We start from the raw sequence: 20,062 nt of genomic DNA, 5'->3' as shown, positions 1-20,062 counted from the left end.
TAAAAGAGCTATAAGGTGCACACCTCCTTTGACAAGGTAGTGCTTCTATAGCTCTTTTACTATTTTAACTTTCATCTACTGCTAAGATTGTTGCTATAAACATGCCTGAAAATAGCATGCCAGAAAGAGCAATCATTATGGTGAGTACCTTAGCCAAAGTTGTTTGAGGGTAAACATCCCCAAACCCAACTGTAGTAAACGTAATCACCAGATAATAAAATAAGTCCACCGCACTTTGCTGATTAAAGGTTTCAGCTTGTATAAAATGATGAACTCTAGAGTATCCTGTAAACTGAACCAGAACTAATAAGGTATAAAGATTACTTAAAATAATAACCAGCCATGCAATAATACTCTTTACCTTTAATGCTTTTCCTCTTTTTGTATCTGGCTTATAAGGTACTTCACCTGTTATAAAATGAAGCATTTCTAAATACACCATGACAACACTTGTAATAAGTGCCATAAAAGCTACCTGTCTTGTAATAACCGTATTAATTGTTGAAAAAAACATCAAAATCACAGTAGGTGTTAAAATAGAAAATGCAATATCAAGTGTCATACTCATTAAGTATTCTTCCAGCCACAGTGTAAAACTGATAAGTAGTTTTAGTAATAAACTATACATTACAAATGCTAGTAAAAACACAATGCTTTTTTGAATTTCACCTTCTTGTTTTAAGACCTTGCCAATGCTTAATAAAATCACAACGCCCTTTTGCAGCAAATCTATCATTTGATCTTGCCAACTACCTTCTACCCAAAAGAATTCCTTTACTATATTCTTCAAAGATAATTGCTTACTTTTTGCCCCTACTATTAATTGCCCCATTAGTAATATTAACAATATAAGAACGAGGTACATAGTCTTCCTCCTAGCTTATCCACCTTGCTTCATTATATTCCGCCTTCGTCCTAGTCATGCACATCTATCTGTATCTTTCATAGCTCCTTCGAAACGAATAGATTGATAGTAATCCTAAAAGATGTTATACTACTAAAGCAAATTCACAAAACAGATTTACATACAAAAATGAGTAAAAAATTGTAGTTTATAAAATAATATATCGAAGAGCTTATTTTGATAGGCTCTTTTTTAGTAGCAAAGACAAGAAAGGACATTCTATGATAAACGTTGATAACTTATCCTACTCTTTTCCCCAAAAAGATCTCTTTAATCATATTTCATTTACATTAAAAGAAGGTCAGCACTGTGCTTTTATAGGTGTAAGTGGTAGTGGAAAAAGCACCTTGATTGATTTAATCATGAACCCAGAAAAATATATGTTCGAGGGTGATTTAGAGATAACACCTAACTGCCGCATTGGTTATGTGAGTCAGTTCATTGAACCTACACAAACAAAAGATATGACTGTATTTGAGTATATAGGCGCCCCATGTATTGGGTTGCAAAATGAATTAACAGCCATTTGCACTGAAATGGAAACCTCTTCTGATATTGAGCCCTTACTTGAAAAGTATCAAGAAACGTTAGATGCTTTTGAAGCACTTGGTGGAGATGATTTTGAAAGTAACATTAATAAAAAATTAAATTTAGCCGATCTTATGAAACATAAAGACCTAATGGTTTCTCAGCTAAGTGGCGGTGAATTCAAGCTTGTTCAGGTTATTAAGGAAATGCTCAGTAACCCACATTTAATGATTATGGATGAACCAGATGTATTTTTAGATTTCGAAAATCTTAATGCCCTTAAAAACCTCATTAATGCCCACAAAGGCACGCTTCTTGTCATCACCCATAATCGCTATCTACTCAATTATTGCTTTAATAAGATTATTCACTTAGAAAATAAGGAGCTACAAGAATTTGACGGTAACTATATGGATTATAACTTCTCACTCCTTGAGAAAAAGATTGAACTACAAGAACTGGCTCAAGCTGATACAGATGCCATTGAGCGAAATGCTGAAGTTATTGAAAGACTTAGAACTGCCGCAACAAATCTGGCTGACCCTTCTAAAGGGAAATCTTTAAAAGCTAGAGTAAAACTCCAAGAACGTTTAGAAGCACGCAGAATTAAAGCACCCTTTGTTTACATCAAAGAGCCTGCTATTCATTTGTTTACCAATCATGAAATAGAACCAGAAACCACTATTTTAAAAGTAACGGATTACAGCGCTGCCTTTGAAGAAACACTTTTAGAAAATGTCAGCTTTGAAATTAAATCCACTGATAAAGTAGCCATCATTGGCGCTAATGGCACTGGAAAAACGACTTTACTACGAGAAATTTTTAAAAATGATCATCCAAGCATTGCATTTAACCAAGGCACTGAAGTGGCTTATTTATCTCAACGCCAAGGTGAAATGCTCGATGAGTCTCATACAATTTTTGAAGAATTTCTCGAACTTGGTTTTAAAAATGATGATGAAGTACTCTCCCATATTGTGGGCTATAGCTTTGAAGAAGAAATGCTTCATCAAAAGATTGAGGCTTTATCTGGTGGAGAAAAGAATCTCCTTCAATTAGCCAAAATTGCAACAAGCCATGCAAACCTACTGCTATTAGACGAGCCTACAAGTCATTTAGACACCTACTCACAATTAGCTCTTGAAAAAGCTCTTGGAAATTATAATGGTGCTATTCTTATGATTTCACATGACTTCTATTCTATCGTTAACTGTATGGATTACGCCTTAATCATTGATGATAAGACCATCAGAAAAATAAGTATGCGTAAATTTAGAAAAATGATTTATGCAAGCCATTTTGATAAAGACTATCTAGAACTTGAACAAAAGAAAAAGGCGCTTGAAACAAAAGTAGCTCTGGCTTTAAAAGATAACGATTTTATACGTGCTAAAATACTATGTGACGACTTAGAAGCACTGATTAAGCTATTTTAAATTATGATAAAAGGCCTCATTGAATCCCTACGATTTAATGAGGCCTTGAAATTTATAATTAAATTTCCGAAAATCCTTCATATACCTCTGTATACTTAGGATTCCCTAACTCCCAATAATTTTTAAACTACTTTACTTGTTCTCCATTTACAAATAGTTTATAACCATTTGTTTCAATCTGACTTAAGTCACCCGTGAATTCAGTAATATAAGAATCTCCTGTGAGCACCCATTTACTACTGTCATCTATTGTAACTGTGGTTGTTCCTGACATATTTTCAGTATTTATTGATCCTGTAAATTGTGTTCCTTGTTGTAACGTTAGATCTAATATAGAGATATCATCTACACGGATTTTACCATTCATCGCTTGATTGGTTGCAATAAAGGTACAATCACCACCATTACTTCCTTGTGTTCCCCAACCTCTTGAACTTGTATTTCCAGATACATTAAGAAGTGTATCTGTTGCTAGAGTAAGTGCAACATTTGTTAATTCCACTGTACAAGTTGTATTGGTAATATAAATCATATCACCTTGGTTAGCTGTGATACTACCATTTTTTGCAGTAAAAGTAGCGTGTCCAATGGCGGCATCACCTGACATACTTTGATAAATCATGATATTGTGTACGCTATCATTTTCATCAAGATTACTACTACCCATATTACCTGTTACATTACAGTTTTCAAGAGCTATAGAGTTCTTACCTTCTATTACAAGTGCTTCAGAATTATTAGCTACAAGTGTAGCATCAGCTACAGAAATATCAGCTGTAGAATAGATCGATGGACTACCAGTACCATTTGTTATATAGCTTCCACCTAATACTTTTACAGTACCGCCTCCTCTATCACTACGAATAGCCGCAGCTGAGTTACCTTTTGTCTCAATTTCTAAGTTAGTAGCATTCATAGTGCCACCACCTGTAGTTTGAATACCACCTGAATTATTACCTGTTGTATGAATGACACTATCTGATACATTAACAACTGTTCCTTCCCCATAACTAAAAATACCATTTCCATTTGTTACCGTTGTATTGACTGCACTATTTTTAATAGTCACCTCTGCTCCGTTTGTTACAAGTAAGCCAGCATTTTGTCCATAAAAATCACCATTTTCAGTGTTAGAAGAGTTTCCTTGTGTTTTTTCTACTGTAATACCATCTAAGGTTACTTTTGCATTGTCAACACGGAGTGCATTTTCATCATCTCCAGTAGAAATATATCTTCCATCTGTTATATTTTTATCCGTATCAATTGTATTAGCCGATGTACCTTGAGTTACGGTATTACTTCCACCAAAGCCTCCCCCTGCATTAAGATTTTTGACAATAATGCTTTTAGCTGTATGATCATCATTAAGTGCTACTTCTAAAATATCGTTGACACCAATTTGATCAAGAGTACCTTCTTGTGTTCCCTGTAACATTTCTATTGTAATTTCTGTGGTATCATCAATAGTAAAAGTAATTGTTTCCTGGGAAGCACTAAATGATTGCATACCACCTTCATCAGATGGTGGCGTATTATTTGTCATTGCCTCACCATCAGGTAATGCAGATGGTGTACTCTCTGCCTTAGTCTCTCCATCAGGTAATGCAGGTGGTCCATCTCCTGTCACCGTCTCTCCATTGGGTAGTGCAGGTGGCCCATCCTGTGTTAACTCGCCAGTTACTGCCGTTATTGTATGATCTGTAATATTTTGAACTTTAACGACATATACTTTTTCTTCTTTGTTTTCTTGCAAATTAGTGGCTTCTTGAGTACTTTGTGCTTCATAAGTTGTATCTGTAGTACAACCGCCCAAAAGACTTGTTGTTACCACTAAAGCTAAAATAGGTGCTACTTTTTTAAAATTCATTTTAACATGCTCCCTTCCATAACCTTAATCAACTTTACAAGAATAGTTTAATATACAAAGCTTAATTTAACCTTAATTTTTATACGATGATTTATCAATTTAAGTGCAACAGCTCTTCCATAAATGATGCATATGTATTTCCCTAATCTAGGCATTTACGTGCCTAGCATTGATTAATAGTTTTATATTCTCTTTCAAGAAAAAAACCTTCAAATCCATCGGATTCAAAGGTTTTCTTCTTCATTATAAACGTGATTTAAAATCCTCATAGCCAAAGCTTTTAATCATTTTAAATCCTTCTTTTTCACTATAAAGTACAATACTTGGAAGGTTAATTCCATTAAAGGTATTATTCTTAACCATGGTATAGTGTGCCATATCACAAAATACTAGTCGGTCACCCTCTTTTAGTGGTGCGTCAAATGAATAATCACCTATCACATCACCAGCTAGGCAAGTCGCACTGCCTAGACGATAGGTATAAGCTTTTTCTGTTGCTAGGCCACTGCCAATAATCTGTGGTCTATAAGGCATTTCTAGTACATCAGGCATATGGCAAGCTGCTGAGGTATCTAAAATTGCAATATCTATATCGTTATGAAGTGTTTCTAAAACCGTACTTACTAAGTAACCTGTGTTCAAAGCCACTGCTTCTCCTGGTTCTAGATAAACCTCTATATCATAGGCTTCTTTAATATGCTTAATGCACTTAATGAGCTTTTCTAAATCATAGTCCGCTCTTGTAATATGATGGCCACCGCCAAAGTTAATCCATTTCATTTGATGAAGATAAGCGCCAAACTTCTCTTCTACCACTTTTAAAATACGTTCCAGGGTATCTGAATTTTGTTCACACATAGCATGGAAGTGTAAACCTTCAATCCCTTCTAGATCTTCACCTGCAAAATGCTCTAAAGTAATCCCCATACGTGACTTAGGTGCACAAGGATTATAAAGCTCTGTTTCTACCTCTGCATATTCAGGGTTAATACGAAGACCGCAGCTAATAGGTTTTCCTGCTGCTTTTATCTTTTCTTTGTACTTATTCCACTGATTAAAGGAGTTAAATACGATATGATTACAATAGTGCATAATCTTATGGAATTCTTCTTCCTTATAAGCTGCTGCATAGATATGAACTTCTTTTCCCATTTCTTCATAGCCAAGTCTAGCTTCATGAAGAGAACTTGAAGTCACGCCGCTTAAATATTTGGCTACTAGAGGAAAGGTTTCATACATAGAAAAGGCTTTGGTAGCCAAGAGGATACGGCAGCCCGTTTCCTCTTCTACCTTTTTTAAAATCTCTAGATTCTTTATTAGAAGGCGTTCATCTACCACATAGCAAGGGGTAGGTACTTTTGTAAAATCTAAATCCATAGTCCTCTCCTTACTCTACTAATTCAGGAGCAAAAGATTCTTTCCATGGTAAGCCCCACTTATTAAGCGCTTCCATAAATGGATCTGGATCAAACTCCTCTACATTGTAAACACCCGGTTTCTTCCATTTACCTTGAAGAAGCATCATAGCTCCAATCATAGCTGGTACACCTGTTGTATAAGAAATGGCTTGCGAACCTACTTCTTTATAGCATTCTTCATGGTCACATACATTGTACACATAGTATTGAACGGGTTTTCCATCTTTAACACCTTGGTAGATACAACCAATATTTGTTTTTCCTTTTGTTCTAGGTCCTAAAGACGCTGGATCTGGTAAAATAGCTTTTAAGAATTGAAGTGGTACAATTTGCTGACCTTCATACTCAATTGGTTCAATAGAAGTCATTCCTACGTTTTCAAGGACTTTAAGGTGTGTTAAATAGTTTTGTGAGAAAGTCATAAAGAAACGAATACGCTTAATCCCTGTAATATTAAGTGCAAGCGATTCTAACTCTTCATGGTGTAACAAATACATATCCTTATCCCCAATTTCAGGGAAGTTGTACACTCTCTTAATCTCCATTGGCTCTGTTTCTACCCATTCACCATTTTCAATATAGCTTCCTTTAGCTGTTACTTCACGGATATTGATCTCAGGATTAAAGTTTGTTGCAAAAGGATAGCCGTGATCTCCTGCATTGGCATCTAAAATATCAATATAATGAATTTCATCAAAGTAATGTTTAAGCGCATAAGCTGAGAAGACACCTGTTACACCTGGGTCAAATCCGCAACCTAAAATAGCTGTAATCCCGGCTTTTTCAAATCTTTCTCTATAAGCCCATTGCCAGCTATATTCAAACTTAGCAGTATCTAAAGGCTCATAGTTAGCGGTATCTAAATAATGTGTTTTAGTGGCTAAACAAGCATCCATAATGGTTAAATCTTGATAAGGTAATGCCACATTGATAACAAGATCAGGCTTATAATCATTAATAAGTGCAATAAGCTCATCAACATTATCAGCATCCACCTTAGCCGTTGTAATCTTTGTTTTACCCCCATCTAATTTTTCCTTAAGGGCATCGCACTTAGATTTTGTACGACTCGCAATACAAATTTCTTCAAATACTTCCCAGTTTTGTACACACTTATGTACTACGACACTAGCAACACCGCCAGCTCCAATAATTAATGCTCTTCCCATCTCTTAATCATCTCCTCGTTATGTATTTTTTCTTTATTCATTATTTCAATAACTTTTTAACGTAATTTGGCATAGCAAAACTTCCTCTATGCACCTCAGTATTATAATACTGCGTCTCTATTCCTAACTCATTCCAAGCCTTAGCATCTAAATCTTTTATTGGATCATACTTCTTAGAAGCAAAGCCAAAGAGCCAGTGCCCTGATGGATAAGTAGGAATATGAGCACTATAAAGCTTGGTAATGGGGAAAAAACTTATAATCTTCTCATGTGCCTTTCTCAGTGAATTAGCATGCATTTGATAGTAAGGACTTTCATGTTGATTCACTAAAATCCCGTCTTCCTTTAAAGCTTTATAACAATTACCGTAAAACTCTTTTGTAAATAACCCTTCTCCTGGGCCAAAAGGATCTGTAGAATCTACAATAATCAGATCATACTCCCCTTCTATATGGCGGATATATCTAAGGCCATCTTCATAAAAAATATGAACTCTTGGGTCATCTAAACCACAAGCAGTTTGCATCAGGTGAAGCTTGCAAGCTTCTACTACCATTTCATCTATCTCTACTAAATCAATATGCTCGATACCTTTGTAGCGAATAAGTTCTCTTACAGTACCACCATCACCACCACCAATAACTAACACTTTTTTAATCTTTGGATTTGTAGCCATAGGCACATGGACAATCATATCGTGATAAATAAATTCATCCTTTTCAGTGAGCATCATACACCCATCCAGAGTTAAGAAAGTACCAAATTCATATGAATTCATCACATCTATACGTTGGTACTTACTTTGCTTCGCATAGAGGTGACGATCTACCTTAATCGAAAAACGAACATAAGGGCTATGTTCTTCTGTATACCATAACTCCATTAAACTCGCTCCTTTCGCCTCTTACTCTTTCACCACATTGATATGCTCAATATGAATGTCTTCTGTTCCTGTTAGGAAGCAGCCTTTCATTTTGGCATAGTGAATATAATCTAAAATCTCTTTTGTAATTCTTTCACCTGGCGCTAGTATAGGAATGCCAGGAGGATAGCACATAACAAACTCACTACAAATATAACCTGTACTATCTTCTATTGGTATAGACCTCTTATCTGCATAAAAAGCTTCTTGAGGTGTCATTGCCACCTGCGGATTAATATATTCGTGATCTAGCATACCTGATGGACTTTTAAGATAACGTCTTTTAGTTTCTGCTAAAGCTGAAATAAGACGTTCTATCGCTAAATCTGTATCACCTACAGAGATAATAGCTAACACATTGCCAATATCTCCAAATTCTATTTGTATATCATAATCATCTCTAAGAACATCATAAACCTCAATGCCTGCAAGGCCCATGTCTCTTGTATGTATGGATAACTTAGTTACGTCAAAATCAAATACTGTGTCTCCATTAATAAGCTCTTTACCAAAAGCATAGTAACCACCCATTTTATTAATCTCTTCTCTTGCATAATTTGCAAGTTCTATCACCCTATCAAAAATCTCTTTTCCATTTAAAGCAAGATTTTTTCTGGAAATGTCAAGAGAAGACATGAGTAAATAAGAACCACTTGTGGTCTGTGTTAAATTAATAATCTGACGTGTATAACCTTCACCCACATTGTTATTGATGAGTAAAAAAGAACTTTGCGTCAAAGACCCACCTGTTTTATGCATACTCACAGCTGCCATATCTGCTCCTACACTCATGGCTGAAGCAGGTAATTCATCATGAAAATAAAAATGAGTCCCATGTGCTTCATCAACTAGCACTAGCATACCATTTTCGTGAGCTAGCTCTGTAATACGTTTAAGAGGTGAACAAATGCCGTAATAAGTCGGATTGTTAATCAGCACTGCTTTGGCATCTGGATGTTCTAAAATAGCAGCTTTAACATCTTCATAGGACATGCCTAAAGGAATTCCTAATTCCTTGTTAACCCCTGGATTCACATAAACAGGAATAGCACCGCATACAACTAAAGCATTAATGGCACTACGATGAACATTCCTAGGCATAATGATTTTATCCCCTCGCTTGCATGCCGTCATCACCATAGCTTGTACGGATGAAGTGGTTCCTCCTACCATGAAAAAAGCATGTTTCGCGCCAAAAGCCTCTGCTGCTAACTGCTCAGCTTCTTTAATCACTGATACTGGATGACATAGATTATCTAAAGGCTTCATAGAATTCACATCAATTTGCATACAGGATTCACCTAAAAACTCTGTAAGCTCCTTATTTCCTCGTCCTTGTTTATGGCCAGGTACATCAAAAGGTACAATGCGCATATCCTTATATTTTTGTAAGGCCTCATAAATAGGCATACGTTCTTGAGAACTTTTATACATCATTCATTTTCCTTTACAAATATATTTTTTCTGCCATTTATAGTGTATGTAATATTAAGTTATTTGTTTAGTAATAATAGATAACTCCATCTAACACACACGTCCTACGGCTTGTTATACCATAGGCTAACACCTATTTATGGATTTCGTTACACATTGTACAATAGACAAAAAAAAATAGCAATACCTTATCTTATTTTCTCTAACTATTTTGTTTATACATACTAAACTTTTGTTCGGTATTTTTTATTTATCTGAAAAGTTATCTTTTTTATTTTTTTAATTACTTTTCTTCTAACACTTCATAATATTGACTTTTTAGTTGCTACTAATCTGTAAAGGGCTTTATGTATTTTTTAGAATAATTTTTTTTGTTTTTTTCGTTATACTGTGCTATTTAAGCAAAATATTAGTTATTTTTCTCTCCTATTAAACATCATAGAAGATAATTTCTTTAATTTTATAAAATTAATGTTCATCATTCAGAAGCAATGCTGCATCATATAAAAGCAGTACAAGAATCTCCTCTAGATAGAGATACTTGTACTGCTTCTGCTTAATATATCTTTGACTTATCTACTTTATTTTAATTATCCTTTTTTAGACGATAGATCATAGGTGTATATCTTAAGCCATCAGTGACTTGTTCAATATCACTGTCGATAAACCCTAAATGATGATAGACTTTCACAGCAAAAGGAGAGGAATTAACTGTCATATTACCAGAACTATTATCCAAACAAACTTTTTCAAATAACTGTTTTCCAATTCCTTTTCTATGATACTTGCCATCTACAAAAAACAAAGCAATGTGATTTCCATTGCTACGAGTCGCAAGAATACCAATGAGTTTAGTATGTTCAAATGCTCCATATATTCTAAGCCTTTTTATATATTCAGTGTCGTGCAATGAATCATAAAACGATTTTATTCCTTGCTCAGAATAATCAGGGCCTTCATATTCCTGAAAAACTGTCCAAGCTAATTGTAATGCCATTTCATATTCATTTGATAAAAGTTCTCGTATTTCCATATTTCTGCTCCTTAAATAATCTCTCTTAATATCTTTTGTAGTTCTCTCACTATTATCAGCATGATTCATTTAGCATTTTATAAAATTAATAAATTTGTTTATAACCTTCTCTAAACAAATTAGCATTTTAGGTATTACTATTATTATAGATTATGTTCATAATCCCCTATTCTTTAAATCTTTTACCATATTAAAATAAAACTCCCTAACATCAAAGCCATGTATATTTTCACGATTTAAATCTATCATATCTCCGTGAGAAATACCTCGGTAGCCGTTGGCCTTGACAAACGTAAACTGTTCTCCCCATTTCATTGATTCAACTGCAACAAGTCCATCACTTTCACCATCAAAATGACGAACAAGTGGATAAGACACATTAAGAGGAAACTTCCCACTAGTAGCTCTTTTCATCTTAGAACCTACACTTTGATAGAAAACATGAGGCATATCAGGGGCTGTTTCGTTGAATTTGCTACATTCTGAAGCTGTCAAATCTTTTACCGCAGTCATGAAATCAGGATTTTTATCTCCGAGTTTTAGTAATGTCCTATTATATTTTCGGGCAATAGACTGACAAAAGCTTTCAGGCAGCTTATTAAGTAAATAATCTGCAAAAATACAACCTCTGTGTGGTGTATTGATCGTCGTTAATGATGCTACAAATGCCGCTACATCTAAACAGCTTATTGCATACCTTATCCAAACCACCTTTTGAGTGAGCAATGATATTAACTTTTTCACATCCCGTTTCTTTAACAATCTCTTTTATCCGCTCAGCAATTTCTTTTCCACATTCTTTAACCGAAGCAGCCGAATCCTGAACGCCATAATATACTGTTGCTCCATTTTTTATGAGCTCACTCGGTATACGCCCCCAGTAGTTGAGGTATCTACTGTCTCTAAAAAACACGCCATGTACTAATAACAAAGGATACTTTGTCTTACATTCCATTTTTTCTGCTCGGCCTATATTAATATAATATTTTTGATTCTCAAATTGTATTTCTTTCATGACTATAGAAATAATTTTGTATAAGGCAACTAAGTTCACAATAGGGATCATACCACAGGCTATTCCAATAATCCTCCATTTGATTCCAAGCTGAACTGAGGTCAGATAAACACGAATGATGCCATTCCAAAATAGCACAGCTTCACCTATCACTACAATAAGGCAATTAATCCAGAATGCAGTTACATTTTGGGAATGCAAATTAAACCAGAGCCATACAGTATATATAGTTGATAAAATAGTAGAAAACACAAAAAGTATAAGTAGCTCTACACCATTTGTTAGCATTCTATTGCGCTTACTTGTTCCTTTCCTAAAGGATGGCGCTATATTGATTAAAATAAAAGCAATACATGCTGGAATAATGATATAATAACTATCCATTAAAGTAGCAAGACTAAAAATGTTAACTATAAAAAATATTAAAATACAAAGTCCTATTCGTTCAAAAATATTTCTTTTCATTTTTCACCCCTATTTTCACCTTCATTCTCTTATCACTAGGAGATTCAGCTTACCCTATAGTATATTTCAAACTTATGCCAGCTTCCATTCGTCATTCAAAATACCATACAAACAAGTATCTGCCCAAATCGGATTTCCTTTCTCATCATGTTTAAAATAAAGATGTTTTATAAACATGCCTTCTTTTCTCATACCGAGCCTCTCTAATAGCATTAGTGATTTTATATTTAATGCATCACATCTAGCAGTTATTCTTCGTACTCCTAAGCTATTAAAAGCTACATCTAGTAATGCTGATACAGCTTCTGTAGCGTAGCCCGCCCCTTGATATTGCGTATTAAAAAAGAATCCTACCTCCTTTGAATCAAATTCTCCATTTTCATAAATTAGTTCACCTATAACTTTATTAGTTTGCTTTAAACTCACTGCCATAAAATCATCAGTATTTATTCGTTTATGAACTTCCTCTTTAGCCATTTCATCTGTATGTACCATATAAGGTGAGTATCTAATAACTTCTTGATCAGATAAGTATTCCTGTAAATCTTTCCAATCATCCGCTTGAAAGTTCCTAATGATTAATCTCTCAGTTTCTATTGTTTTCATTTTTTCTCCTTATGCAATAACTATTTTTTATAAAACCATACTGATCCTTCCTTTATCGCAAGGATTCGCTCTTTTACAATTCATATAATTAATTTGGTTTTCGTCTATCATTTCATATTCATTGTGTCATCGTCCTTTTTCACCAAATCCTATTTTAGGTTCTTTATAATCATGTACCATAAGATATTCTTGGTTATATCCAAGCTGGTTTGATATGAATATTCATAATGTAGATGTTCCTGAGCCTGATGCCCCATAAATATGAATTACATTTTTACACATATTTTCCCTCGTTCTTCAATATTCTTCTCGTTGTATTCTCATTGATCAACATAAAGTCATTATATACTCGAGAGGGGTAATTTACTATATAATCAGAATAATTTAATATTTTTAACATAAAATAATCCAAGCATCTCTAAAATCACTAGAAATACTTGGATTATTTTATGTTACTTATCATATTACTGATCAACTATCAGATTTCATAATGACGTATTCTTTTCTCACTTTTTATTAGGCTTTCTTTTATTAGCAAGAGTTTTTCCATTTCTTCTAATAGTTCTTGGTTCTTCATCTCAAACATCATTTATTTTCCGGCATGATTGGTGGTTGTTGTCTCAGAGGCTTTATGCTTGTTTCCAGCGCTTTAAGGTAGGGAAGAACTCCTTCATCATAGCTCTTGCTTCTTCTGCAGTGGCACATACTTTTTCCTCTACTAAGATCGGTACACAGTTTTCTATTTCTTCTTCCATAGTCACATCACTGATAAAATCCCCTTGGTCATAGCAATACTTACAGTAATCTGTGCTTTTACTTCCATCTTGCTCAGTGCCATATAACTCATCTGTTTCCCCCATAGGCATACCACAAGATTGACAATATTTATCTTCCATCTAAAAAACCTCCTTATAATAAGTTATTTGATAGACTTATTATAAGGAGATGAATATGACAACAGCATGTCACATTAATAAAGTTTTTATTTCAAACCCGCTTATAACCTTTGCCAATCCGCCAGTTAAATAAGCCCTTTATTTTTTTCTTCTAAAATTTTAATAGCATCATAGAACACTTCATTAATAGGTGTTGGTACACCTACTTCCTTACCCATGGCAATCATTTCACCTGCAAACATTTCTACCTCAGTTACTCTTTTATTTTCAATATCTTGTAGCATAGAGGTTTTATTACCGTATGGAACATGACTAAGTAACTCTCTTTGCGCCAGTAATTCTTCTTCCGTAAAAATAATACCTTTTTTAGCTGCCACAGCAAACACTTCTCGCATAGCTGCTTCTCTTAAATGATTAGCTGTTTCACTTACCTGCCAAGCCCCAAAGGGAATACCTAATATGGCAGAGCTTTGGTTTTCAGCTACATTACAAGCATATTTATGCCAAAGTGCCTTTCTCATATCTAGAGGAATTTTATACTGAATTCCTGCTGTTTCAAAAAGCGTTTTAATAGCCAAAATACGTTCTGATAACACGTCGTTACGTTCTTCTCCAAACTCAATATACCCATTACGTTCATTAAACGAAATGCCCTCATCTGTTCTAATACTACTTAAACGCATTAAAGCATAAATAACCTTGTCACCATAGACCTCTTGAAGCTTTTCTTCACTATTTACCCCATTTAAAAGGGACATAATCACTGTATGCTTACCTACTTGATTTTTAATAGCTTTTGTAGCTGCATCTAACCCTTGATATTTAGTGGCAATCATAACTAAGTCCGCAGGCTCACTTTTTTCCTCAGGTGTAACAATTTGAAATTGATAGGACTTACTATTGATTAAAAGACCTTTTTCTAATCTTGCTTTTCTTTCTCCCTCAGCAATAACAACTAATTTTTCATTTGATAATACAGAAGAAAGCTTAGAAGCCATAAAAGCACCGATTGCACCTATACCAATAATGGCTACTTTTTCAATCTTCATTATTCACTCAGCTCCTCTATTTCACTTAACCATAAACTGCTACAAGCATCACTTGGCATACGCCAGTCTCCTCTTGGTGATAAACAAATACTTCCGATTTTTGGTCCATCAGGCAAGCAGCTACGTTTAAATTGTTGACTGAAGAAACGACGATAAAAGACTTTTAGCCATTTTAAAATGGTTTCATGACTATAAAGCTCATCTGTTTCCTCTTCTTTAACTGCAAAAGCTGTTTTCGCTAAGAAATAAATTTTACTTGGACTAAAACCAAAACGTAATAAATAATACAAGAAGAAGTCATGGAGCTCATAGGGCCCAACTGTATCTTCTGTTTTTTGAAGCATCTCCCCATTTTTACCAACAGGTAAAAGTTCAGGACTAACAGGAGTATCTAACACATCTAGTAAAGTATCCTTTACCTTTTCACTTTGACGTTTAGAAATAGTATAAACCAGGCTTCTTACTAAAGTTTTTGGTACACTTGTATTAACGGCGTACATGCTCATATGGTCCCCATTATAAGTACACCAGCCTAGTGCTAACTCACTTAGGTCTCCTGTACCGACTACCATACCTCCACCTTGATTAGCAATATTCATTAAAATCTTAGTACGCTCTCTAGCTTGGGTATTTTCATAAGTAATGTCATGAACATTTTCATCATGCCCAATATCACTAAAGTGCTGTTTGCAAGCTGCTGCTATAGGAATCTCTCTCATGGTAATGCCTAACTCTCTCATGAGTTGAAGGGCATTTTCATAAGTACGATCAGTAGTTCCAAAGCCTGGCATAGTTACACCTACAACCCCCTTGCGATCCCAACCTAAATCATCAAAAGCTTGAACAGCTACCAGTAGTGCTAAGGTAGAGTCTAAACCACCTGAAATACCAATAATAGCACGCTTGCTGCCTGTATGACTAAGACGCTTTTTAAGTCCTGCTACTTGAAGTGAAAAAATATCTTCACAGCGTTTATCTCTCGTTTCTGCAACATGAGGCACGAAAGGTTTTCTTGCAATCCTTTCTTTGAAAGTTCCTCTATAGATTAAAGTCTCACCTTCTATGCGCCTTACTTCTGGCATAAAGAACTTTCTGCTATCTCCATAGCTCTTTCCTTTGATACGATCTTTTTGAAGGCGTTCTAAGTCTACATCCTCTACTAATACATAATCAGTATCAATAAGCTTTTTATTTTCCTTTTTAATAGCCCCATTTTCAGCAATTAAACTATGACCACTAAAGACAAGGTCTGTTGTAGATTCTTCTGCTCCTGCTGAAACATAAAGGTAAGCACATAAGGTTCTAGCAGATTGCTGACTTACAAGCTGACGGCGGTAATCTCTCTTTGCAATAATTTCATTACTTGCTGATAAGTTCACGATTACATTGGCACCAGCTAGTGCTAAAAGAGAACTTGGTGGAATAGGTGTCCAGACATCTTCACAGATTTCTACTCCTACTTTTAACTCACCACACTCAAAAAGCAAATCCGTGCCTACAGGTACCTTTTCACCTAATAAGGTCATTTCACCTATACCTAAATCCGTTCCTAGGGCAAACCATCTTTTTTCATAAAACTCATTATAGTTAGGAATATAGCTTTTTGGTACAACCCCTAGCACTTTTCCTTTTAAAAGAACAGCCGCGCAGTTATAAAGTTCGTCTTCAATCATCAATGGAAGACCTAAAACAATTAACATTTCCATCTTCTTAGTTGCCTTGGCAATTTCACCTAAAGCCTTTTTAGCGCTTTCTAAAAGGGTTGTTTGGAAAAATAAATCAGCACAGGTATAACCCGTTATACAAAGCTCAGGAAATCCTATGACCTGCACCCCTTCCTGATCAGCTAGTTGAATTTGCTTTAAAATCTGTTCTTTATTATAGTAACAATCAGCTACTCTTACACTAGGTACTGCAGCTGCTAGCTTTACAAAGCCATACATATAGTCGTCATCTCCTTTTTAAAAGTCTCCTCTATGAAGTCTATCACGAATCTCCCTCAATGTGTATTGTTTCGTCATTTTTCCGTCCTTAAACACGGTCTTTAATTGATTTTCTGCAGTGATTTCTTCTTTAAAGCTAGTACCATAGCCATCGATATATGTTAACTCACCATCTTTTTCATATACATAGCATAATCCTTTTTGAGATTTTTTAAAGTTACCTGTATCTGTCTTAGGATTTTTAAAAATCTCAATACGATTCTCTTCTTGCTCCGCATAAGTAGCTTTAATGGCAATACCAAAGGTATCTCTAGTATAAGGGTTGAAGCTACCATCTTCATTTTGAAGACATTGCATAGAAAAGCTACCTACACCTAATACTACATTGTTACAAGCAAATCCTTTTTCTAGTAATCTTTCATAAATGGCAATAGCACGTTGTGGTGTAATGCTGTCTCCATAGATTGCTTTAATATGTGAATCCAATACTTTATAACCTTTACTATTAACGCTGCCACCAAAACTTTCCCATAAACACTGAACCGTTCCTTTTTCTTCTGGTGTTTCACCACCGTTTCTGCTAGTACCGCAAATAATATCCACAGGATCGCCACTATCTCCTCTAACAAGTAGTGTCCCTTCGTGAGCCATAATCTCTTTTTCACAAGCTGGTAGAAGCTCCGTCACTAGGCGCCAGTAATCATAGCTATCACTTACCATAGAAAAATTATGCTTTGGATAAATTTCCGTTAAAAGGCGTTTAATCATCACTGTTTCATCGCCATCTACAGCATAGTTAGAACACATCACACTATGCTCTGTGCTAATAGCTCCAAAAGCCACCTCTTCCTTGGTGCAATCACAGTTATATAAATGCTCTAAATAACTAATAGCTGGGACTGTGGCAGTATTTACAAAAGATAAGCAAAAGGCCGCACTACTTTTAATAGCACTCTCTGTGCTTTCTTGACCTCTCATAGAAAAATCTCCTAAAGCACGTCTCCTTGGTACATTGTCTTCTACACTTAAATCATAATAGTGATTAACAATTTGACGGTATTTATATCCTACATTAGCACTTATCATCGTATGCCATAAATTACATGAAATATTGGTTTCAATAGTATTCACAAGCCATACAAAATCCGGATGGGTATTACTTACTTCTAACATAGGTACTTTAATAGGTACTCTCGTTCCTTCTGGCACCGCTTTGATTTCTAATGGCAAGTATCCTAAATCATGAAGTGCTGCAATTTTCTCTAAGCCATAAGCCCCTTTTCCTAAGGTAGCCGTTAGCAGCCTCTCATACTCAGCCAGTACCTCCTCTTTAGGTCTCTTAAAGAAATTATCATTAAAAGCTTCCATCAGATAAGTCTTAATAAAACCTTGAAGGCCAAACATAATGAGATGTTCTTCCCCTTCTAATCTGCTCATACGAGGTGTAAAATAAGAAGCCATTTTAGTTAACCCTTTAGGATACTGCTCAGCATGTGTTGTTTTATAATAATCTAATAATAATAATGGATTTATATTGATTCCAAAATTCATTTTAATCTCCCCTTATTTCTTCCTATTTTTCAATATCTATTTTCATTGCCTTCTATTATTACAAAAGCAATTTTATACAAATATAATCTACTCCACTCATTTCTCAGTAGTGATTGTTAGATCAAGTGATTCTTATCTGTAACCAACTGGTAGCACTGTGATTTTCTCATGTGTATGGGTTAATAAGCTGGATGTCGTATAAATATGGCGAATCAAATCACCTTCCATGAGTTTACCCTCCAAAATACTATTTTCACAATGTGTAATGTATAAATCGATTTGATCTGCACCTAAGGCTTTTAGCTTTAAAGCCGAAAAATAAAAGGTGCCTCCAAAGCTACTAATATCATCAATAATGAGTACATTAAATGGTTCCTTAGGTAGATACCCTGAAACTTCTAAACCTTTAATCTCTCCTGTTTCCCAATCTCTTTGCTTAATCCCAAAAGCATTTGGAAATTGAAATTGTTCACTATAACGTTTCTGACTACCACTATCAGGATAAAAAATAATATCCTTGCTAGCTACTATGCCACTTTGTTTAACTGCTTCTTCTACATAAGGCTTCACTGACATCTGCTCTACCCTATGTAGTAGCGCACTGGTCACATCTGAATGAGGGTCTAGTACATGAACCTTACTAAAATTTAGGGCATTAATCATTTCACAAAAATACTTCAAAGTAAACACATCTTCCGGTCTCTTAGTGCGATCTTGTCTAGCATTTGGCACATAAGGCATCCATAACTCAATATCATGAATCCCCTTATCCTGTAAATGCCTTGTTAAAAAAGTCACTACTAAAAGTTCTTCATTGTTTTCGTATTGCCAATCAATGTGTATCTTTTCATTCTTCTTTGTGAAGTGTTTAATAAGTAAAGTACCATCTGGAAAATAGCCTGGCTCTATTTGCTTACCATTTATTCGAATCATACCTATGCCTCCTTTATCTACTATCCTTATCCTATACACTCATTTGTCATATGCCTCTTCCCTTTTGCTAAAGTAAATGAGTGTAAAACCTTAGATAGCCATTTCTAATTTTCGTTAATAACATTTACCTGACACATCTTCAAGGTTGTTAAAGCACTTGTATGGGTTTCAGGTGTTACACCTGCACAGCAGCTAGCATCTACTGTTAGTGGGATTTCTGGACAATAAGCTTTAAGTACTATGGCATTAGAAACAACACAAATATCTGTACACAAACCAACAAGCTCTATCTCTACTGCTTCTTTATCATTAAGTACTTTAATCTGCTCCCCTAAAGCTATGCTACCAAAAGTCAGTTTATCAATCACTGGTGTATGAGCTTCTATCAGCTTCTCAATTGGTTCTGCTAATTCCCAACCCCAGGTAGATTTAATACAATGTTCTACCGGTAATTTATTCCCCTCTTGAGTCGTCAAATAATCTTCGAAGTGAGTGTCCCTTGTGAAGAAAACCATTTCTCCCCTAGCTTTATAGTCTTCTATCTTTTTGACAACGCGTGGCACTATAACCTCAGCTTCTTTGGTTCCTAGGCTTCCTGTAATAAAATCATTTTGCATATCGACTACTATAAGCACTTTTTTCATACTATCATCCTCCTTTTAATCATCATGCTTTAAACTTTATTTTAGTGTTAAATACAACCACTTTCAACTTAGTAACTTTTTGTTACTAACTATTTATATGCCTATTATATTCAGTCAAAACTAATTTGTCAATTAATTTAATAAATTTCCTCGTTAAGAATCAAGTCTTTAACTAAGCAAGATAGCAGACACACTAGTTAGCTCCTATGATCTATGAAATGTAAAATGAAATCTTTTCTAAATAGCAAA

The 20,062-nt window shown here is 34.9% G+C and carries 17 protein-coding genes; 1 reads left to right on the top strand and 16 read right to left on the bottom strand.

The window, feature by feature from the left end; all coding sequences use genetic code 11:
- Positions 1 to 64 precede the first annotated feature (64 nt).
- The gene (locus tag EKH84_RS10320) at positions 65 to 865 is read right to left on the bottom strand and encodes a potassium channel family protein (RefSeq protein WP_127066224.1); all 801 of its coding nucleotides are present in this window, start codon (positions 863 to 865) and stop codon (positions 65 to 67) included.
- Between the two features lie 260 nt (positions 866 to 1,125).
- Between EKH84_RS10320 and EKH84_RS10315 the strand changes: the two genes are divergently transcribed.
- Positions 1,126 to 2,868 carry an ABC-F family ATP-binding cassette domain-containing protein gene (locus tag EKH84_RS10315; RefSeq protein WP_127066223.1) on the top strand — a complete coding sequence of 581 codons (1,743 nt, stop codon included), beginning with the start codon at positions 1,126 to 1,128 and terminating at the stop codon, positions 2,866 to 2,868.
- 127 nt (positions 2,869 to 2,995) lie between these two features.
- Here the strand turns inward: EKH84_RS10315 and EKH84_RS10310 are convergent, their stop codons facing one another.
- The 15 genes from EKH84_RS10310 to EKH84_RS10245 all read right to left on the bottom strand — a co-directional run bounded on the left by EKH84_RS10310 (position 2,996) and on the right by EKH84_RS10245 (position 19,813).
- On the bottom strand, positions 2,996 to 4,735 hold the full coding sequence (locus EKH84_RS10310; RefSeq protein ID WP_127066222.1) for a hypothetical protein: 1,740 nt from the start codon (positions 4,733 to 4,735) through the stop codon (positions 2,996 to 2,998).
- Between the two features lie 243 nt (positions 4,736 to 4,978).
- The gene (gene nspC, locus EKH84_RS10305) at positions 4,979 to 6,112 is read right to left on the bottom strand and encodes a carboxynorspermidine decarboxylase (RefSeq protein WP_127066221.1); all 1,134 of its coding nucleotides are present in this window, start codon (positions 6,110 to 6,112) and stop codon (positions 4,979 to 4,981) included.
- 10 nt (positions 6,113 to 6,122) lie between these two features.
- Positions 6,123 to 7,322: a saccharopine dehydrogenase family protein gene (locus EKH84_RS10300; RefSeq protein WP_127066220.1), complete on the bottom strand. Its 1,200-nt coding sequence runs from the start codon at positions 7,320 to 7,322 to the stop codon at positions 6,123 to 6,125.
- A gap of 40 nt (positions 7,323 to 7,362) precedes the next feature.
- Positions 7,363 to 8,205 (bottom strand): polyamine aminopropyltransferase, encoded by an 843-nt coding sequence (speE, locus tag EKH84_RS10295; protein ID WP_127066219.1) that lies wholly within the window; start codon positions 8,203 to 8,205, stop codon positions 7,363 to 7,365.
- A gap of 21 nt (positions 8,206 to 8,226) precedes the next feature.
- Positions 8,227 to 9,678 (bottom strand): aminotransferase class I/II-fold pyridoxal phosphate-dependent enzyme, encoded by a 1,452-nt coding sequence (locus EKH84_RS10290; RefSeq protein ID WP_127066218.1) that lies wholly within the window; start codon positions 9,676 to 9,678, stop codon positions 8,227 to 8,229.
- 586 nt (positions 9,679 to 10,264) lie between these two features.
- Entirely contained in the window at positions 10,265 to 10,711 is a 447-nt protein-coding gene (locus EKH84_RS10285) for a GNAT family N-acetyltransferase (RefSeq protein ID WP_127066217.1), read from the bottom strand.
- Positions 10,712 to 10,867: 156 nt separating this feature from the next.
- Complete coding sequence (locus EKH84_RS22490) at positions 10,868 to 11,206, bottom strand: hypothetical protein (protein ID WP_243118661.1); 339 nt, start codon at positions 11,204 to 11,206, stop codon at positions 10,868 to 10,870.
- Between the two features lie 103 nt (positions 11,207 to 11,309).
- Positions 11,310 to 12,191 carry an esterase/lipase family protein gene (locus EKH84_RS10280; RefSeq protein ID WP_243118660.1) on the bottom strand — a complete coding sequence of 294 codons (882 nt, stop codon included), beginning with the start codon at positions 12,189 to 12,191 and terminating at the stop codon, positions 11,310 to 11,312.
- A gap of 72 nt (positions 12,192 to 12,263) precedes the next feature.
- Positions 12,264 to 12,797, bottom strand: coding sequence for a GNAT family N-acetyltransferase (locus EKH84_RS10275; protein ID WP_127066216.1), 534 nt, complete (start codon positions 12,795 to 12,797; stop codon positions 12,264 to 12,266).
- 629 nt (positions 12,798 to 13,426) lie between these two features.
- The gene (locus EKH84_RS10270; RefSeq protein ID WP_127066215.1) at positions 13,427 to 13,693 is read right to left on the bottom strand and encodes a zinc ribbon domain-containing protein; all 267 of its coding nucleotides are present in this window, start codon (positions 13,691 to 13,693) and stop codon (positions 13,427 to 13,429) included.
- A 125-nt stretch (positions 13,694 to 13,818) separates the two neighbouring features.
- On the bottom strand, positions 13,819 to 14,742 hold the full coding sequence (locus EKH84_RS10265; protein WP_127066214.1) for a ketopantoate reductase family protein: 924 nt from the start codon (positions 14,740 to 14,742) through the stop codon (positions 13,819 to 13,821).
- Positions 14,742 to 16,685 carry an NAD(+) synthase gene (locus EKH84_RS10260; protein WP_127066213.1) on the bottom strand — a complete coding sequence of 648 codons (1,944 nt, stop codon included), beginning with the start codon at positions 16,683 to 16,685 and terminating at the stop codon, positions 14,742 to 14,744. Before EKH84_RS10260 ends, EKH84_RS10265 begins: the two co-directional genes overlap by 1 nt.
- An 18-nt stretch (positions 16,686 to 16,703) precedes the next feature.
- Positions 16,704 to 18,236, bottom strand: a complete 1,533-nt coding sequence (locus EKH84_RS10255; RefSeq protein ID WP_127066212.1) for a nicotinate phosphoribosyltransferase — start codon at positions 18,234 to 18,236, stop codon at positions 16,704 to 16,706.
- A 132-nt stretch (positions 18,237 to 18,368) separates the two neighbouring features.
- A complete protein-coding gene (locus tag EKH84_RS10250) occupies positions 18,369 to 19,169 on the bottom strand; it encodes a ribose-phosphate pyrophosphokinase (protein WP_127066211.1) in 801 nt (266 codons plus the stop codon).
- 104 nt (positions 19,170 to 19,273) lie between these two features.
- Positions 19,274 to 19,813, bottom strand: coding sequence for a cysteine hydrolase family protein (locus EKH84_RS10245; RefSeq protein WP_127066210.1), 540 nt, complete (start codon positions 19,811 to 19,813; stop codon positions 19,274 to 19,276).
- Positions 19,814 to 20,062: the final 249 nt, after the last annotated feature.

It is taken from the genome of Cellulosilyticum sp. WCF-2 (genome assembly GCF_003990395.1).
Lineage (GTDB): Bacteria > Bacillota > Clostridia > Lachnospirales > Cellulosilyticaceae > Cellulosilyticum > Cellulosilyticum lentocellum.
The sequence above is the reverse complement of the archived record's forward strand: the minus strand, read 5'-3'. Positions and strand labels throughout refer to the sequence as shown.

Coding starts and splice junctions, on each gene's coding strand:
- EKH84_RS10320 (WP_127066224.1), bottom strand. CDS start 865: ATGTACCTCGTTCTTATATTGTTAATATTACTAATGGGGCAATTAATA.
- EKH84_RS10315 (WP_127066223.1), top strand. CDS start 1,126: ATGATAAACGTTGATAACTTATCCTACTCTTTTCCCCAAAAAGATCTC.
- EKH84_RS10310 (WP_127066222.1), bottom strand. CDS start 4,735: ATGAATTTTAAAAAAGTAGCACCTATTTTAGCTTTAGTGGTAACAACA.
- nspC (WP_127066221.1), bottom strand. CDS start 6,112: ATGGATTTAGATTTTACAAAAGTACCTACCCCTTGCTATGTGGTAGAT.
- EKH84_RS10300 (WP_127066220.1), bottom strand. CDS start 7,322: ATGGGAAGAGCATTAATTATTGGAGCTGGCGGTGTTGCTAGTGTCGTA.
- speE (WP_127066219.1), bottom strand. CDS start 8,205: ATGGAGTTATGGTATACAGAAGAACATAGCCCTTATGTTCGTTTTTCG.
- EKH84_RS10290 (WP_127066218.1), bottom strand. CDS start 9,678: ATGTATAAAAGTTCTCAAGAACGTATGCCTATTTATGAGGCCTTACAA.
- EKH84_RS10285 (WP_127066217.1), bottom strand. CDS start 10,711: ATGGAAATACGAGAACTTTTATCAAATGAATATGAAATGGCATTACAA.
- EKH84_RS10280 (WP_243118660.1), bottom strand. CDS start 12,191: ATGAAAAGAAATATTTTTGAACGAATAGGACTTTGTATTTTAATATTT.
- EKH84_RS10275 (WP_127066216.1), bottom strand. CDS start 12,797: ATGAAAACAATAGAAACTGAGAGATTAATCATTAGGAACTTTCAAGCG.
- EKH84_RS10270 (WP_127066215.1), bottom strand. CDS start 13,693: ATGGAAGATAAATATTGTCAATCTTGTGGTATGCCTATGGGGGAAACA.
- EKH84_RS10265 (WP_127066214.1), bottom strand. CDS start 14,742: ATGAAGATTGAAAAAGTAGCCATTATTGGTATAGGTGCAATCGGTGCT.
- EKH84_RS10260 (WP_127066213.1), bottom strand. CDS start 16,685: ATGTATGGCTTTGTAAAGCTAGCAGCTGCAGTACCTAGTGTAAGAGTA.
- EKH84_RS10255 (WP_127066212.1), bottom strand. CDS start 18,236: ATGAATTTTGGAATCAATATAAATCCATTATTATTATTAGATTATTAT.
- EKH84_RS10250 (WP_127066211.1), bottom strand. CDS start 19,169: ATGATTCGAATAAATGGTAAGCAAATAGAGCCAGGCTATTTTCCAGAT.
- EKH84_RS10245 (WP_127066210.1), bottom strand. CDS start 19,813: ATGAAAAAAGTGCTTATAGTAGTCGATATGCAAAATGATTTTATTACA.